The organism is Lunatimonas salinarum (assembly GCF_017811155.1).
GTDB lineage: Bacteria > Bacteroidota > Bacteroidia > Cytophagales > Cyclobacteriaceae > Lunatimonas > Lunatimonas salinarum.
In genome coordinates this window covers 66,262-81,231 of the sequence record NZ_JACVCV010000011.1, presented here as the reverse complement: position 1 = coordinate 81,231, position 14,970 = coordinate 66,262, and the positions used below count along the sequence as shown (strand labels likewise).

Sequence of the window (14,970 nt, the reverse complement as noted above, 5' to 3'; positions counted from 1 at the left end):
TTCTCGGGGCTTTTTTTATGGATACTTTTAAAATTTTGGCCGAAATATCCCATCGCCTTTTCTTCCCATATAGGAACCCCATGATGGCTGACGGCTGATCCTGACAGGAAGGTCAATACGCTTTATCCGCATGCCCAAAAAGGAAAGTAAATCGGAATGACTAAAGTATTGGCAGTGAATTAAATCAAAAAAACCATCTCCATCGATATCTCCTACCCAAGGTGTGGAAAAGATGTTTTTCATCCCCTCGGTTTGGTCAAGGGTGAAGGTTTCCCCTGATTTGAAATCAATCCCCAATAGCCGATTGGTAATGGTAAAGGAGCTTTGATCACCGATAAAGCGGCTACAGTCAAACTCATTTACACTGATGATAACTTCTTCCCGTCCGTCCCGGTTCAGGTCTACGGCTACAGGAGAGGAAAATCCTGTGCAACCAATAGAGGAGCTATACGCAATCTCACCACTGCTTCCATCCAGCATGATCTGTATAGACCCGGTGTTCTCCGGCCATGTGCCTTCGCTTACAAATGTGAAAAAATCAGGTATATCGTCTTCTGTGAAATAGCCTACCGCAAAACTGTTACTACATTCACTGTTTGGAATGTGCTTAGTCCAGATGGGCTTCCGACTCTTGCCGTTTATGGCAACAACGCGGCTACCATGAGAAATGGCGATGATGTCCAAAAAGCCATCTTGGTTTATGTCCGCAATGGATGGGGGGGCAATAAACCCGTGGCCCGTGTCACTGGCAATTCGTTCAGCTTTTAAGAGGTTATTTTCCATCAAATCGGACAATGAAGCCAAATACAATGCCCCGTCCAATGTTTCCCCTCCGGTTCCAAATACAATGGTAGGGCTTGATTCCGTAGGTTGTTGAAATATCAGGGGAGTCATGTAGGACTCTTGCCCGTCCGGTACCGTATCTGCCGCCAATACGTTTCCCGTCTTGGAATCAAGCACCATGATAACGGCAGGAAAGCGGTTGTTTGTCATATAGGGTAATGCTTCGTAGTTGCCTCCGTTTGAAAGGAGTAACTCGGGATATCCGTTGCCATTTTGGTCGGGAACTTGCACAGAATGATTAAAATTAAAGCGTGCATGCCGGAGTATGGGATGATCAATATCGGGATTTTCGTACTTCCATATTAACTTTCCTGTCTTGCCGTCAATGGCCCGGAATTGACAAGATCGGCCGCCAATAAACACATCCGGAATACCGTCGTCGGTAACATCAAAGAAAGTGGCAGAACCATAAATTTGGTCTTCCGACGGATGCGACCAAATCATTGAGCCGTCTTGTCCATTGATTGCCAATACTCCCTGGTCTGTTTCTTGAAATTCATTTCTGCCTGCTCCAATTACAAAGTCCAATACGCCATCTTGGTTTAGATCTACCGCCCTCGGCGAAGACTGCGACCCAATGAGATTAAAATTCGCTTCCCAAACCAGTTCACTTTGTTTTTTTCGCTGGCAGGAAATCCCTGTCAGCAGACTAAGAAGGAGGATACATACAGCTGTAAAGGCTCGGAGGGGGCAGGTATAGTTTTTTGCTTTTGACATATAACCTTAAATTCGTGAAAGGGAGGTACTTGGATGGTAGGCGATATGAAGATACTTTTTTAGAATTATTTTGCGAAATAAATCGCTTTATTAACGTTCCGGTTTGTTGGATTTTTTTCAGGTACACCATTTAGTCCAGTCGGTAGGAAATTCGGTTGCGATATAGGCATTATTCCCTTAGATTTACTACAGACTGAGCAGGTAGTACGTAGAAAAGGCGGTAGATGACCGGGAATGTTAGTGATCCGAGAAGGAATTGCAAATTCAATTATCTCCTGTTTAGGTAGCGGTCGGAATTGGCCAATTGAATGAATAAATTATAAGAAATCGATGAAAGCGCATAAATTACCTTGGCTGATCGGGTGCATGGGATGCTTCTTCACCCTCTTGGCAAACGGTCAGCAGCTATTTGAAAGCCAAGCACCTAGAAAGACCGGTATACGTTTTCAGAACAATCTGACAGAGGATAGAAAGACCAATATACTTACTTATGAGTATATGTACAATGGGGGGGGAGTAGCAGTAGGGGATATCAACAATGACGGGTTAGACGATATCTATTTTACCGGAAATATGGTACCCAATAAGCTGTACTTGAACCAAGGTGACTTTAAATTCAAGGATATTACCAAAGAGGCTGGCGTGGAAGGAAAAGACGTTTGGACCACCGGGGTTACCATGGTGGATGTGAACGGAGATGGTTGGTTGGATATCTACGTCAGCTATTCTGGAAAAGGGGATCCTGAGCTTCGTAGAAATCAACTATTTGTTAATCAAGGAGATGGAACGTTTCGGGATGAAGCTAAGGCCCTAGGATTGGATGATTTCGGAAATACCATTCAAGCACTGTTTTTTGACTATGATCTAGATGGTGATCTGGATATGTATCTCCTCAACCACAATACTGCGGTAATTAACGAGATTGAGTTTGATGCAAAGCGGCGTGACAGGAATCGCTATGCGGGAGATAAGTTGTTTCGAAATGACGGAGGCCGTTTCGTAGACGTCAGTCAGGAGGCTGGCATCAAAGGAAACTCCTTGGGCTTTGGATTGGGGATTGCGGTATCAGATATTACGGGAAATGGCTATCCAGACCTCTATGTGTCCAACGATTATCAGGAGCCGGATTACTTGTATATAAATAACGGAGACGGGACATTTTCCGAAAGTTTAACACAGTATCTCCAGCATATTTCCTATTTTTCAATGGGCTCAGATATAAGTGATGTCAATAATGACGGTTTGCCGGATATTTTCACACTTGATATGCTTCCAGAGGATAATAAGCGGCAGAAATTATTATACGGCCCGGAAAACTACGAGCAGTACGCATTGATGGTAATGAATGATTTCTACCATCAAAATATGCGAAACATGTTACACCTCAATCGCGGGGGAGGTTTTTTTGCTGAAATAGGCCAATTAGCAGGTGTCTCTAACACTGATTGGAGCTGGGCCTCCCTGTTTGCAGATTTTGATAACGATGGATGGAAGGATCTCTTTGTGTCAAATGGCTATTACCGAGATTACACCAACCGTGATTTTTTAAAGTACAAAGGGGATTATTACTTCGCCCAGGCAAGGGCGAAGGAACCTGCAGATACCCTTCATTTGGTCACTTCCATGACTTCTACACCGGTTTTTAACTATCTCTTTAAAAACAACGGGGATTTAACTTTTGATAACCGAACGAAAGAATGGGGACTGCAAGAACCGGAGTTTTCCAATGGTGCAACGTTTGCAGACTTAGATAATGATGGCGACCTGGATTTGGTAGTCAATAACCTCAACGCACCAGCGGGAATTTTTAGAAATAGGAGTCATGAGATCGGTGCGGGGAGAAACTTTCTGCAATTGCAACTGGAAGGTGCGGGGGGCAATCGTTTTGGTTTGGGAACCAAAATTTCCCTCCATGCGGGGGGAGAAATGCAGTTTTACGAGCAGCAGCTGACGAGGGGTTTTCAGTCTTCAGTTACGCCAAGGATTCATTTTGGGTTAGGTGAGCACAAGGTGGTAGATTCCTTACAGGTTGTTTGGCCAAGTGGAAAGACGCAGTGGCTGCGAAATGTATCCGCCGGTCAGCTGTTGGCAGTCCGTGAGCAAGCGGCAGAGGATTATGTAGTGGAAGAAAAAGAAGTGGAGCAGCAGGTGTTTACTGCTATAGTTCCCCCACTACAATACGGGCACGTAGAGCCAGGTTACAACGATTTCAAGCGACAACCATTACTGACTTACATGTTATCTCCGGTGGGTCCTGTTATTGCGGTGGGTGATGTTAATCAGAATGGCTTTAATGATGTGTTTGTGGGAGGTGTGCAGAATAGCCCGGGTAGGTTGTTTTTTCAGGTGTCTACAGGCCAGTTCATTCAATCGCAGGGCTTGGATTTGTCAAAGGACCTGGAATCTTCAGATGCAGATGCAGTCTTTTTTGATGCAAATGGAGATGGCTGGCAAGACCTATATGTGGTTTCTGGCGGCTACCACGATTACGAGCCGGGAGATCCGAGACTGCAAGATCGGTTATACATGAATCAAGGTGGGGGTAATTTTCAAAAAGCAACGGGTGCTTTGCCGGAAATGACCTCTAGCGGAAGCTGTGTAAGGCCGGTAGATTTTGATGGGGACGGGCATGTGGACCTCTTCGTGGGTGGAAGAGTCATTCCCGGAGAGTTTCCGATGGCTCCCAGGTCGTATCTGTTGAGAAATGATGGGGCCGGAAAGTTTCAGGACGTGACAGCAGCATATATCGAGGAACTTGCTACCATCGGGATGGTAACTGACGCTCGGTGGATAGACCTTAATGACGATGGTTTCGAGGATTTGGTGGTGATAGGGGAATTTATGCCCATTCAGGTCTTTCTCAATCGACGAGGTAAGAAACTGGAGTCTGCCACAAAGCAGTTTTTCGAGCAGCCAATGAGCGGGCTTTGGTCCAGCCTTAGCGTAGGTGATTTTGACAATGATGGAGATTTGGATCTCCTCGCCGGTAACTTCGGGTTAAATTCCCAGCTGAAAGCCAGTGTGCGGGAACCCGTGAGGTTGGTCTTTGACGATTTCGACAAGAATGGATCCATCGATCCTATATTAACGACCTACATCGAAGGCGTATCCTACCCCTTCATGAGTAGAGACGAACTATTGGATCAGATGTACGGTCTCAGAAGTAAATTTACTGACTACGAATCCTTTTCTACAGCCGAGTTAACCGATATTTTCTCCAAGGATCAGCTGGCCAACGCCCATACGTTGGAAGTGACAGAATTGCGGAGTATGTATCTGGAAAATGCGGATGGAAAATTTATTCCACATTCGCTGCCGCAGGACGCGCAATTTGCCCCCATTCATGCCATCCAGGTAGTTGATTTTAACGGAGACGGAAACTTGGACTTAGTATTGGCTGGTAATCAAAACTCCATCCGATTAAGGTACGGGGTCATGGATGCGAACTTCGGGCAGCTATTTCGAGGTAATGGTAGTGGAGATTTTACCTTGATAGATCAAGAACAGTCCGGATTGGGCTTTTTTGGTGATGTTAAATCAATGCAATTTATCAAGTTGGGGAAATTGGACGTACTCTTAGTCGGGGTAAACAACCAATCAGTGGAAGCATATTTGCTAAACAAGCCTTAGTTTCCCTGAAAAAACACTAAATTCAAGCAATAATGAGATAAACCTAAATATATAAGACCGCGTACTTTATGAACACGAGAAAAATACTCTTGGAGGAAAGTGAAATTCCTGAAAATTGGTACAACATCATAGCGGATATGCCAAATAAGCCGCTTCCTCCCCTACATCCTGGAACCTTGCAGCCCATCGGACCAGATGCGCTGGCACCGCTGTTTCCCGAAGCGCTGATCAAGCAAGAAGTCACTTCCGACAAATGGGTGGCCATTCCGGATGAAGTTCGCCACATGTACAGTATATGGCGACCTACTCCACTTTACCGGGCTTATGGCCTCGAAAAGGCATTGGATACACCGGCCAAGATTTATTACAAATACGAAGGTGTCAGTCCTTCCGGATCACACAAGCCCAATACGGCTATCCCCCAAGCATACTATAATAAGCAGGAAGGGATCAAGCGGATTACTACCGAAACCGGTGCCGGCCAATGGGGCAGTGCATTGAGCTTTGCTTGTCAGCATTTTGGAATCAAGTGTGAAGTGTATATGGTCAAGCTTTCTTATCAGGATAAGCCTTACCGCAAAATGATGATGAACACCTGGGGAGCAGATGTGTATCCGTCTCCCTCGGACCGCACCCAGGCGGGAAGAAATATTTTGGCAGCTAACCCGGATTCCCCTGGTTCATTAGGGATCGCTATTTCGGAGGCTGTAGAGATGGCTGCAACCCGGGATGACACCAAGTATGCTTTGGGGTCAGTCCTGAACCATGTAAAACTTCACCAGACGATCATTGGGCTGGAGGCCATCAAGCAGTTAGAAAAGGCGGGAGATATGCCGGATATCGTCATTGCGCCTTTTGGGGGAGGTTCCAATTTTGCGGGGTTGGCATTTCCCTTTTTACGATTGAACATGGAAGAAGGCAAAAATATCCGCTGCATCGCTAGTGAACCGGCTTCTTGCCCTAAGTTGACAAGAGGTGTTTTCCGTTATGATTTTGGAGACACGGCAGGGATGACTCCTTTGTTGCCCATGTATACGTTAGGTCATGATTTTATTCCTGCCCCTATTCATGCCGGCGGCCTTCGTTACCATGGCGCTGGGGTGATTGTAAGCCAATTGCTGAGGGATAAGCTGATCGAAGCGCAGGCACATGACAACCTGGAGATATTCGAGGCTGGGGTGCAGTTTGCGAGGGCCGAAGGGATCATCCCGGCTCCGGAGGCCAATCATGGAATTGCTACAGCTATCGCTGAAGCCAAGAAGTGCAAGGAAGAAGGTACCTCGAAGACCATTCTGTTCAACCTATGCGGACATGGGAACTTTGATATGAAGGCATACGACGATTATTTTTCCGGGAAAATCAAACAACATGAGCTGACCCAAGCAGAGATTGATACTTCGATCGCCCGATTAAACACGCCATTGATCCCAGCTTAAAACAGAGAAAGCCTTGGACCGGTCAAAGAGGTCCAAGGCTGTTTTATTAAAAGATGAACAGGAGAGATTTTGTGGCAAAGGTCTCGGTTTTAGGAGCAGGCATTTCCGCCCTTTCAGGGACGGTAGCCAATGCTAAAGCTTCCAACCGGACAATCCCTATTGTGGATACACACCTGCATTTGTGGGATAGGTCCGTGATGGAGTACCCTTGGTTAAGCGGCATGTTGGACCGCGATTTCCTGCCCGGGGATTTCGCTGAAGCGTCGAAGCCAACACCGGTTGCTAAAATGGTGTTTGTGGAATGTGGACGCCTTCCGGAACAATACCTGAGGGAAGTAGACTGGGTAATCTCCCAGGCAAAACAGGAGCCTCGAATAAAGGGTATGGTTGCGTATTTTCCGTTGGAAAAAGGCTTGGTTGCTAAGGGAGAGATGGAGCAGCTGGTCGGTCGGGGAATTGTAAAAGGGATTCGAAGGGGTGTCTCTGAGCAATTGTTGGCAAGTACTGACTTTTTGAAGGGAGTGGAATTAATGGGGAGTTATGGACTTAGCTACGACCTAAACATAACTCCTTCGCTGATGGAGCCCGCCTTGAATTTTGTCCGTAGATTTCCACAGCAGACTTTTGTACTCAATCATATTGCCAATCCGGACATAAAGGGAAGGGCGCAGTTTGATCACTGGAGGCGTTTCCTCTCAGACTTTGGAGAATTGGCTCATGTAGTTTGTAAGGTTTCCGGACTGATTACCAAAGCCGATCCGAATCGTTGGGACGCCAGTGATCTTGAACCGTACTTGGATCATGTATTTGCTGTATTTGGTACGGATAAGGTGGTTTTTGGAGGAGATTGGCCGGTAGTCCTTCGTGCAGGCTCGTATAGAAGTTGGATGGAGGTCTTTTTGGGGTATACCGAACAGCTGAGTGTAGAGGAAAGAAAAAAAGTATACCACCTGAATGCCGAAAGGGTCTACCGCATTTGAGGCGGTAAAGATTCTTGAATTTTAGAAAAATACCTTATATTCGAGGCTAAGGTGTGAGAAATGAAGAAGGAATAGCCTAAGATAAAAAACACAGATGAACAGCTCCCAATCGAACAATCAACAATCCTCCGAAAGACGCGATTTTATCAAGAAGGCTGCCGTTGCTGCCACAGGATTCTATATTGTACCCCGATTTGTGCTTGGCGGTAGTGGGTATACCGCGCCCAGCGATAAGGTAAACATCGGTATCATCGGTGCGGGAGGTAAGGGGCGCCAGAATGCGGAAGACCTGATGAAGCTGGACGATGTTCAGCTTACGGCGATTGCTGACCCAGGAAATTACTGGGATTTGGCAAATTTTTATTACCGTTCCATTGCGGGCCGGGGGCCGGTTAAGCGGCATATAGAGCAATTCTACGAAGAAAAGACGACTAGTTACCGTGTGGCCGAATACTTGGATTTTAGACGCATGCTCGAGCGGGAGTCCGGGCTTGATGCAGTTTGCTGCTCTACTCCGGACAATACCCATGCCTACATCACGTACCTATCTATGAAGGCTGGAAAACATGTTTACTGCGAGAAGCCTCTCACCCATAATATATGGGAGGCCCGGATGATCAAAAAGCTTACCGAGGAGACTGGCTTAGCTACGCAAATGGGCAATGTAGGGCATAGTACCGATGGTATTCGGGAGACCGTGGAGTATATCCGGGCCGGAGTGATTGGAGAGGTGCGTGATGTGCACGCCTGGGTACCGGCTACCCGCTGGATTCCAGAGGTAAAGGCTATGCCGACCTCCAGTTCCCGTAAGCCTGAGGGTTTCGACTGGGATCTCTGGCTGGGACCAACACTTCACAGGGCATTTCACGATTGGTATTCACCGGTGACATGGCGGGATTTTTGGGACTTTGGATGTGGTGCTTTGGGAGATTTTGGATGTCATGACATGGATGCAGCTACTTGGGCATTGGAATTGGGCTATCCGGAAACGGTGGAGGTTTTTCCCGCAGGTTTCAGTAACGAGGACATTGCTCCCTATGGAGAGATTGGGTATTATCGGTTTGGTGCAAAGGGCAATAGGGCTCCGGTAAATTTGACTTGGTATTCTGGAGGTGTGCGCCCACCCTTGCACTCAGCTCTGCCGGTAGGCTATCAGTGGACCTCCCGGGGCACACTTTTTATTGGAGAAAAGGGTATTATTGTAAACGAAGGGGGTAATCGTGCTCCCAAGGTTTTTCCAGAGGCCTTGGCAAAGTCTGTAAAGGTTCCCGCACAGACCATTCCTCGTTCGAAAGGGCATTTTAGGGATTGGGTAGATGCGATAAAGGGAGGGCCTAAGGCAAGCGCCAATTTCGAGTATGGAGCTCATTTGACAGAAATAACGCTCTTAGGTGTTTTGTCACTCCGCATGAAGGGACAGAAGATCCATTGGGATGCAGAAAACCTAAAGGCCAAAGGCCTTCCGGAAGCAGATAAATACATTCAAGAACCGGTACGCACGGGTTGGGAAATGGATTCCTGACGAGACCTCTGCTATCCCTTCCAAAAGGCCTTATTCATTTGGGCAATATGCCCAATGGAAATACTCTGTGGACATTCGACTTCACAGGCACCCGTATTGGAGCAGGCACCGAATCCCAATTCGTCCATTTTTTGGACCATCTTATGGGTTCTTTCCCGGTGTTCGGGTTGCCCTTGAGGTAATTTGGCTAGGTGGACAATTTTTGCGGCAGTAAATAACGCAGCAGATGCGTTTTTGCAACTGGCCACACAGGCACCGCACCCAATACATGCTGCGGCATCAAACGCCTCTTCCACTGTTTCGGTAGGAATCAGTATGCTATTTGCTTCAGGGGCCTGTCCGGTGCGAACGGTGATGTAACCGCCAGCTTGTATAATATGGTCTAAGGCAGAACGATCTACCCGGAGGTCTTTTTTTACGGGGAAGCTGTTTGCCCTGAATGGTTCTATATAAATGGTGTCACCGTGTTTGAATGAACGCATGTGCAGTGTGCATGTGGTTGTGTTTGACAGGGGGCCGTGTGCCCTTCCGTTGATTACCATACCACAGTGGCCACATATGCCCTCCCGGCAGTCATGATCGAAAGCGACCGGATCCTCTCCTTTTAGGATGAGTGCTTCATTCAGTTGGTCTAGCATTTCCAAAAAAGAGGTGTCCTCAGAAATGTCATATACCAAATAGTCAACAAACCGGCCCGTTGCTTCGAACGATTCTTGTCGCCATATTTTAAGTAGAAAGTCCATTATTTATAACTTCTTTCGGTAGGTTTCACAAATTCGAAGTGCAGCGGTTCTTTCAATAAGACGGAATCCTGGCCTGTATGCTGCCAACAAGAGATAAAGCTGTACTCCATATCATTTCTCAGGGCCTCTCCATCTGTTGTTTGAAACTCTTCCCTAAAGTGAGCACCGCAGGATTCGTTCCGTGTGAGGGCGTCCTTACACATCTGAATTCCGATCTCAAGGTAATCGGCTACTCGTCCTGCTTTTTCGAGTTCGTCATTCATCTTGCCGGGTATTCCCGGGACTTTAACTTCCGTGTAAAAAGCATCTTTCAGTGCGGTAATCTGTGCTATCGCATCCTCAAGGCCTTTTGCTGACCTACTTAGCCCACATCGGTCGTATAGAATCTTCCCTAATTTTCGGTGAAAGTAGTCCACCGTTTTATTTCCATTCACGGCACAAAGCCTCTCCAATTGGTTGGATACGTCATTTTTAGCTTCTTGGAATGCGGGGTGGGAAACGTCTGGTCTATCTTCTTTTTTCAGTCCTGCCAGGTAGTTAGGTAGGGTATATGGCAAAATGTAGTACCCATCAACGCATGCCTGTAAGAGGGAATTCGCTCCAAGACGATTCGCCCCATGGTCAGAAAAATTGGCTTCCCCTATGGCGTAGAGACCGGGTATACTCGTACTTAGCTCGTAATCCACCCATAGTCCACCCATCGAAAAATGGGCAGCAGGAGAGATGAGCATGGGCTCCTTGTAAGCATTTACTCCGGTAATCTTTTCGTACATGTTAAATAGATTACCGTATTTTTTTCGGATGGCTTCTAACCCTTGACCGTTGATGGCATCTTTGAAATCCAAGTAGACGGCATTTTTCATAGGACCGACTCCGTAGCCTGCGTCTATTTGTTCCTTTGCTGCCCTGGAAGAAATGTCTCTTGGAGCCAAATTCCCAAAGGAGGGATATTTGCGTTCCAAATAGTAGTCCCGTTCGTCTTCCGGTATGTCACTAGCTTGCCGCTGATCATTTTTGCTTTTGGGGACCCAAATTCTTCCATCATTTCTTAGCGATTCGGACATTAGGGTGAGTTTTGACTGGTGGTTTCCTGACTGGGGCAGGCAAGTAGGGTGTATCTGGGTCCAGCTTGGAGAGGCAATGAGCGCACCTTTTTTATGGGCTCTCCAAATGGCAGATCCATTGCAGCCCATAGCGAGCGTAGAGAGGTAAAAAATCTTGCCAAAACCACCGGTAGCCAGTACAACCGCATCTGCCGAGTGGACACTGATATTACCTGTGTCCATGTTTCTCGCAATAATGCCCTTGGCGGTGCCGTTGATTACGACCAAATCCAGCATCTCGTGACGGGTATGACTCGTAACTTTACCAAGAGATACTTGCCGCATCAGTGCTTGATACGCTCCCAAGAGTAATTGTTGCCCCGTTTGCCCACGGGCATAAAAAGTCCTGTTTACTTGCACGCCGCCAAAGGAACGATTGTTAAGGTATCCGCCATATTCCCGCGCAAAGGGAACTCCTTGTGCGACGGCTTGGTCAATCAGGTGTGCAGAGCACTCGGCCAATCGGTATACGTTCGCTTCTCGGGATCGAAAATCCCCCCCCTTCAGCGTATCGAAAAACATCCTGTATACACTATCTCCGTCATTTTGATAATTTTTGGCAGCGTTTACTCCGCCTTGGGCAGCTACTGAGTGGGCTCGTCTTGGAGAGTCATGAAAGCAAAAGGTAGTTACCCGAAATCCCATTTCGGCAAGGGAGGCTGCTGCCGATGAGCCGGCCAACCCAGTACCTACGACGATGATCTCGTATTTAGACCGGTTGTTGGGACTCACTAATCTCGCGCTTTGCTTGAATTTGGACCATTTTTGATCCAATGGGCCTTTTGGGATTTTTGCATCGGGGACCTGACTTAAGAGCATCTGAAGTTTATGTTACTAAAAGACCTAATTAGTTAAGTAATTTTTTTTAGTCTAGGATTATTGCTAGTGGAAATTATTTTTCCGATAAATTGGTTTGATGTAATAATAGCGAAAAAGACCCGTTGAATCAACCGAACGCTGGGAAAATCATGCGAGAAAAGGCGTATTTGTGTACAGAAGTACCAGTCATGTAAGCTGACACCCTAGTGATGTAAAAAAACACCAACGAGATAAGGTTTGGCAGAACTTAAAAAATATTTTGAAGTAGCAGCAAATGCCTATTACGGGTATGCGGATTACCTGATCAACGAGATCATGTATCCTTCTTGGAAAAACTATTTTTGGTGGTTGGTTGGTTTATCATTACTTGTATGGATGTTGGAGATCGTTTTTCCGTGGAGGAAAAACCAAGCCCGTATTCGTAAGGATTTCTGGTTAGATGTTTTTTACATGTTTTTCAATTTTTTCTTGTTTTCGTTGATCGTTTACAATGCGGTATCCAATGTGGCCGTGGAGGTGTTTGATGATTTTTTAGCTTGGCTCGGTGTGGAAAACTTGGTAGCTATTCAAATCGGTGGCTGGCCTAGGTGGGCGCAGCTATTGGTGCTGTTTGTCGTAGCTGATTTTATTCAATGGAATGTACATCGGATGCTGCACCGAATTCCTGCATTGTGGGAATTTCATAAATTGCACCACTCGGTAGAGGAGATGGGGTTTGCAGCGCATTTGCGATTCCATTGGATGGAAACGGTAATTTATAAAAGTGTACAGTATGTTCCCCTTGCGATGATTGGCTTTGGATTAGATGACTTTTTCATAGTGCATTTGTTTACCATTGCCATTGGACATCTGAATCATTCGAACCTGCGCATTACCTTCGGTCCGTTAAAGTATATTCTGAATACCCCAACCATGCATATTTGGCATCATGCCAAACAACTTCCAGAGGGGACTCATGGTGTGAATTACGGACTTACCTTAAGTGTATGGGATTATTTATTTGGTACTGCTTATATCCCTAAGAATGGAAGGGATGAACCGCTCGGTTTTGACGGGATGGAAGCCTACCCCAAAAAGTTTTGGGATCAGATAAGTTACCCTTTTTTGGGTAAAAGAAAAAGCTAGCGCACTTGCAGCTTTTTGAATGGATAAATTTTGCCACACGCTGGTATGTGATAAACGTTACTTTTTTTGTTTTGCTCTCTACCTACTTTTGTATTGTCAATAAATCAAAAAAGCTATGTTTAATTTATTTGGAAGCAGAACAAAAAACTATCAAGATATAAGTGCGGAAGCGTTTAAAAAAGGGATGTCTTCCCCCAATGCTGTATTGATCGACGTCAGGAGTCCCGGCGAATTTTCGGCCGATAAAATCAAGGGAGCCAGAAATATCGATCTCTTCTCACCCTCCTTTCAGCAGCAGGTTGCTAATTTGCCCAAGGATAAGGAATACTACCTCTATTGTAGAAGTGGTAACCGCAGTGGTCAGGCATGTAGCGTGATGGCGAATATGGGATTCGAGAAGCTGTATAACCTTGAGGGCGGAATCATAAGCTGGCCTTACTAATCGAATACTTTCACAGGCTGGCTATGTGATAAAAGTCCTTTAGAAATCATATACCAACCCTTATAATTGAATAGTAAATTTAGCATTGAATAACCCATAATCTTTTAATAATGAGGATAGAACAGATTTATACCGGATGTTTGGCCCAAGGTGCCTACTATATTGAATCAAATGGAGAAGCAGCAATTATAGATCCACTGCGTGAAGTACAACCCTACATCGACAGGGCAGAGCAGGATGGAGCGAAAATCAAGTATATCTTTGAGACCCACTTTCATGCTGATTTTGTTTCCGGCCACAAAGACCTTGCAGCCAAGACCGGTGCGAAGATTGTATTTGGGCCAACCTCTATGGCGCTCGGATTTGACGCAATCGTTGGCGCTGATGGACAGGAATTTCAAGTAGGCGATATAAAGGTCAGGCTGATTCATACACCTGGTCACACGATGGAAAGTTCCGTGTTTCTCCTGATCGATGAGGAAGGTAAGGAGCAGGCGTTGTTTACCGGAGACACGCTATTTATCGGAGATGTGGGCAGGCCGGATTTGGCGCAAAAAGTGATTGCTGATCTTACCCAGGATAAGTTGGCGGGGCATTTATATGAGTCGCTTCGGAACAAAATCATGCCGCTGTCCGATCATTTGATCGTATATCCTGCGCACGGTGCAGGTAGTGCGTGTGGCAAGAACATGAGCAAAGAAACGACAGACACCTTGGGGAACCAAAAGAAGACAAATTATGCGCTTCAAGAGATGACCAAGGAGGAGTTTATCAAAGAAGTGACCACCGGGCTTACCCCACCTCCGGCCTATTTCCCACAAAATGTCATGATGAATATTCAGGGATATGACAGCATAGACGAGGTGTTGGACCGTGGACAGCGTGCATTGGCGCCAAGGGAATTTGAAGCGGCAGCCAATGAAACCGGGGCGGTAATTTTGGATACCCGAAAGCCGGAAGATTTTGCCGCGGCATTTATCCCGAATTCCATCAATATTGGGATCGAGGGCAACTTTGCCCCTTGGGTGGGTACACTCATTCCAGATGTTCGGCAGGAAATACTGGTGGTAGCAGAAGATGGAAAGGAGGAAGAGGTCATTACCAGATTAGCTCGGGTAGGCTACGACCATGCATTGGGTTTCTTAAAAGGAGGAATGGCTGCCTGGAAAGCTGAGGGGTATGAAGTGGATACCATTCAGACAGTGACCGTAGATCAACTTGCATCGTTGATGTCCCAAGGAGAGGTAGCGCTATTGGATGTCCGAAAAAGCAGTGAACATCTTAGCGAGCATGTAATAGGGGCCGAAAATATCCCTTTGGACTATATCAATCAGCACATGGCAGAGGTGAATAAAGACAAGACATATTACGTACATTGTGCCGGTGGATACCGTTCCATGATTTTCAATTCTATACTTAGAGCGAGAGGGTATGAGAATCTGGTGGATATACAGGGTGGTTTTGATTCCCTTAAGGCATCCGGAAAATTTAAAGTGAGTGACTACGTTTGTCCCACTACCCTATTGTGATTTAGGTAAGGTTGATTGGTGTTGTTTAAGGTGGCAGAACATGGTTTTCTGCCACTTTTGCTTTACTGCAACCTTGTTGTG

At 46.2% G+C, this 14,970-nt stretch carries 10 protein-coding genes; 7 read left to right on the top strand and 3 right to left on the bottom strand.

The window, feature by feature from the left end; all coding sequences use genetic code 11:
* Positions 1-27: 27 nt before the first annotated feature.
* Entirely contained in the window at positions 28-1,560 is a 1,533-nt protein-coding gene (locus IAQ59_RS14315; protein WP_209331515.1) for a PQQ-binding-like beta-propeller repeat protein, read from the bottom strand.
* Positions 1,561-1,890: 330 nt separating this feature from the next.
* Here IAQ59_RS14315 and IAQ59_RS14310 point away from each other — a divergent pair, with 330 nt between their 5' ends.
* The 4 genes from IAQ59_RS14310 to IAQ59_RS14295 all read left to right on the top strand — a co-directional run bounded on the left by IAQ59_RS14310 (position 1,891) and on the right by IAQ59_RS14295 (position 9,128).
* The gene (locus IAQ59_RS14310) at positions 1,891-5,190 is read left to right on the top strand and encodes a VCBS repeat-containing protein (RefSeq protein ID WP_425342611.1); all 3,300 of its coding nucleotides are present in this window, start codon (positions 1,891-1,893) and stop codon (positions 5,188-5,190) included.
* A 68-nt stretch (positions 5,191-5,258) separates the two neighbouring features.
* Positions 5,259-6,626, top strand: a complete 1,368-nt coding sequence (locus IAQ59_RS14305) for a TrpB-like pyridoxal phosphate-dependent enzyme (RefSeq protein ID WP_209331514.1) — start codon at positions 5,259-5,261, stop codon at positions 6,624-6,626.
* 53 nt (positions 6,627-6,679) lie between these two features.
* Entirely contained in the window at positions 6,680-7,606 is a 927-nt protein-coding gene (locus IAQ59_RS14300; RefSeq protein ID WP_209331513.1) for an amidohydrolase family protein, read from the top strand.
* Positions 7,607-7,700: 94 nt separating this feature from the next.
* Entirely contained in the window at positions 7,701-9,128 is a 1,428-nt protein-coding gene (locus tag IAQ59_RS14295) for a Gfo/Idh/MocA family protein (protein WP_209331512.1), read from the top strand.
* Between the two features lie 11 nt (positions 9,129-9,139).
* On the opposite strand, the gene IAQ59_RS14290 is transcribed toward IAQ59_RS14295, so the two are convergent.
* On the bottom strand, positions 9,140-9,871 hold the full coding sequence (locus tag IAQ59_RS14290) for a succinate dehydrogenase/fumarate reductase iron-sulfur subunit (protein ID WP_209331511.1): 732 nt from the start codon (positions 9,869-9,871) through the stop codon (positions 9,140-9,142).
* Positions 9,871-11,793 (bottom strand): fumarate reductase/succinate dehydrogenase flavoprotein subunit, encoded by a 1,923-nt coding sequence (locus tag IAQ59_RS14285; RefSeq protein WP_209331510.1) that lies wholly within the window; start codon positions 11,791-11,793, stop codon positions 9,871-9,873. Before IAQ59_RS14285 ends, IAQ59_RS14290 begins: the two co-directional genes overlap by 1 nt.
* Positions 11,794-12,030: 237 nt before the next feature.
* Here IAQ59_RS14285 and IAQ59_RS14280 point away from each other — a divergent pair, with 237 nt between their 5' ends.
* The 3 genes from IAQ59_RS14280 to IAQ59_RS14270 all read left to right on the top strand — a co-directional run bounded on the left by IAQ59_RS14280 (position 12,031) and on the right by IAQ59_RS14270 (position 14,889).
* Positions 12,031-12,918: a sterol desaturase family protein gene (locus IAQ59_RS14280; RefSeq protein ID WP_209331509.1), complete on the top strand. Its 888-nt coding sequence runs from the start codon at positions 12,031-12,033 to the stop codon at positions 12,916-12,918.
* 115 nt (positions 12,919-13,033) lie between these two features.
* The gene (locus IAQ59_RS14275; RefSeq protein ID WP_209331508.1) at positions 13,034-13,360 is read left to right on the top strand and encodes a rhodanese-like domain-containing protein; all 327 of its coding nucleotides are present in this window, start codon (positions 13,034-13,036) and stop codon (positions 13,358-13,360) included.
* A 110-nt stretch (positions 13,361-13,470) separates the two neighbouring features.
* Positions 13,471-14,889 (top strand): MBL fold metallo-hydrolase, encoded by a 1,419-nt coding sequence (locus tag IAQ59_RS14270; protein ID WP_209331507.1) that lies wholly within the window; start codon positions 13,471-13,473, stop codon positions 14,887-14,889.
* The last annotated feature ends 81 nt before the right edge of the window (positions 14,890-14,970 follow it).

Bases quoted from the DNA above. Each gene is read 5' to 3' on its own strand.
- IAQ59_RS14310 (WP_425342611.1), top strand. From the start codon at position 1,891: ATGAAAGCGCATAAATTACCTTGGCTGATCGGGTGCATGGGATGCTTC.
- IAQ59_RS14285 (WP_209331510.1), bottom strand. From the start codon at position 11,793: ATGCTCTTAAGTCAGGTCCCCGATGCAAAAATCCCAAAAGGCCCATTG.
- IAQ59_RS14300 (WP_209331513.1), top strand. From the start codon at position 6,680: ATGAACAGGAGAGATTTTGTGGCAAAGGTCTCGGTTTTAGGAGCAGGC.
- IAQ59_RS14315 (WP_209331515.1), bottom strand. From the start codon at position 1,560: ATGTCAAAAGCAAAAAACTATACCTGCCCCCTCCGAGCCTTTACAGCT.
- IAQ59_RS14295 (WP_209331512.1), top strand. From the start codon at position 7,701: ATGAACAGCTCCCAATCGAACAATCAACAATCCTCCGAAAGACGCGAT.
- IAQ59_RS14270 (WP_209331507.1), top strand. From the start codon at position 13,471: ATGAGGATAGAACAGATTTATACCGGATGTTTGGCCCAAGGTGCCTAC.
- IAQ59_RS14275 (WP_209331508.1), top strand. From the start codon at position 13,034: ATGTTTAATTTATTTGGAAGCAGAACAAAAAACTATCAAGATATAAGT.
- IAQ59_RS14305 (WP_209331514.1), top strand. From the start codon at position 5,259: ATGAACACGAGAAAAATACTCTTGGAGGAAAGTGAAATTCCTGAAAAT.
- IAQ59_RS14290 (WP_209331511.1), bottom strand. From the start codon at position 9,871: ATGGACTTTCTACTTAAAATATGGCGACAAGAATCGTTCGAAGCAACG.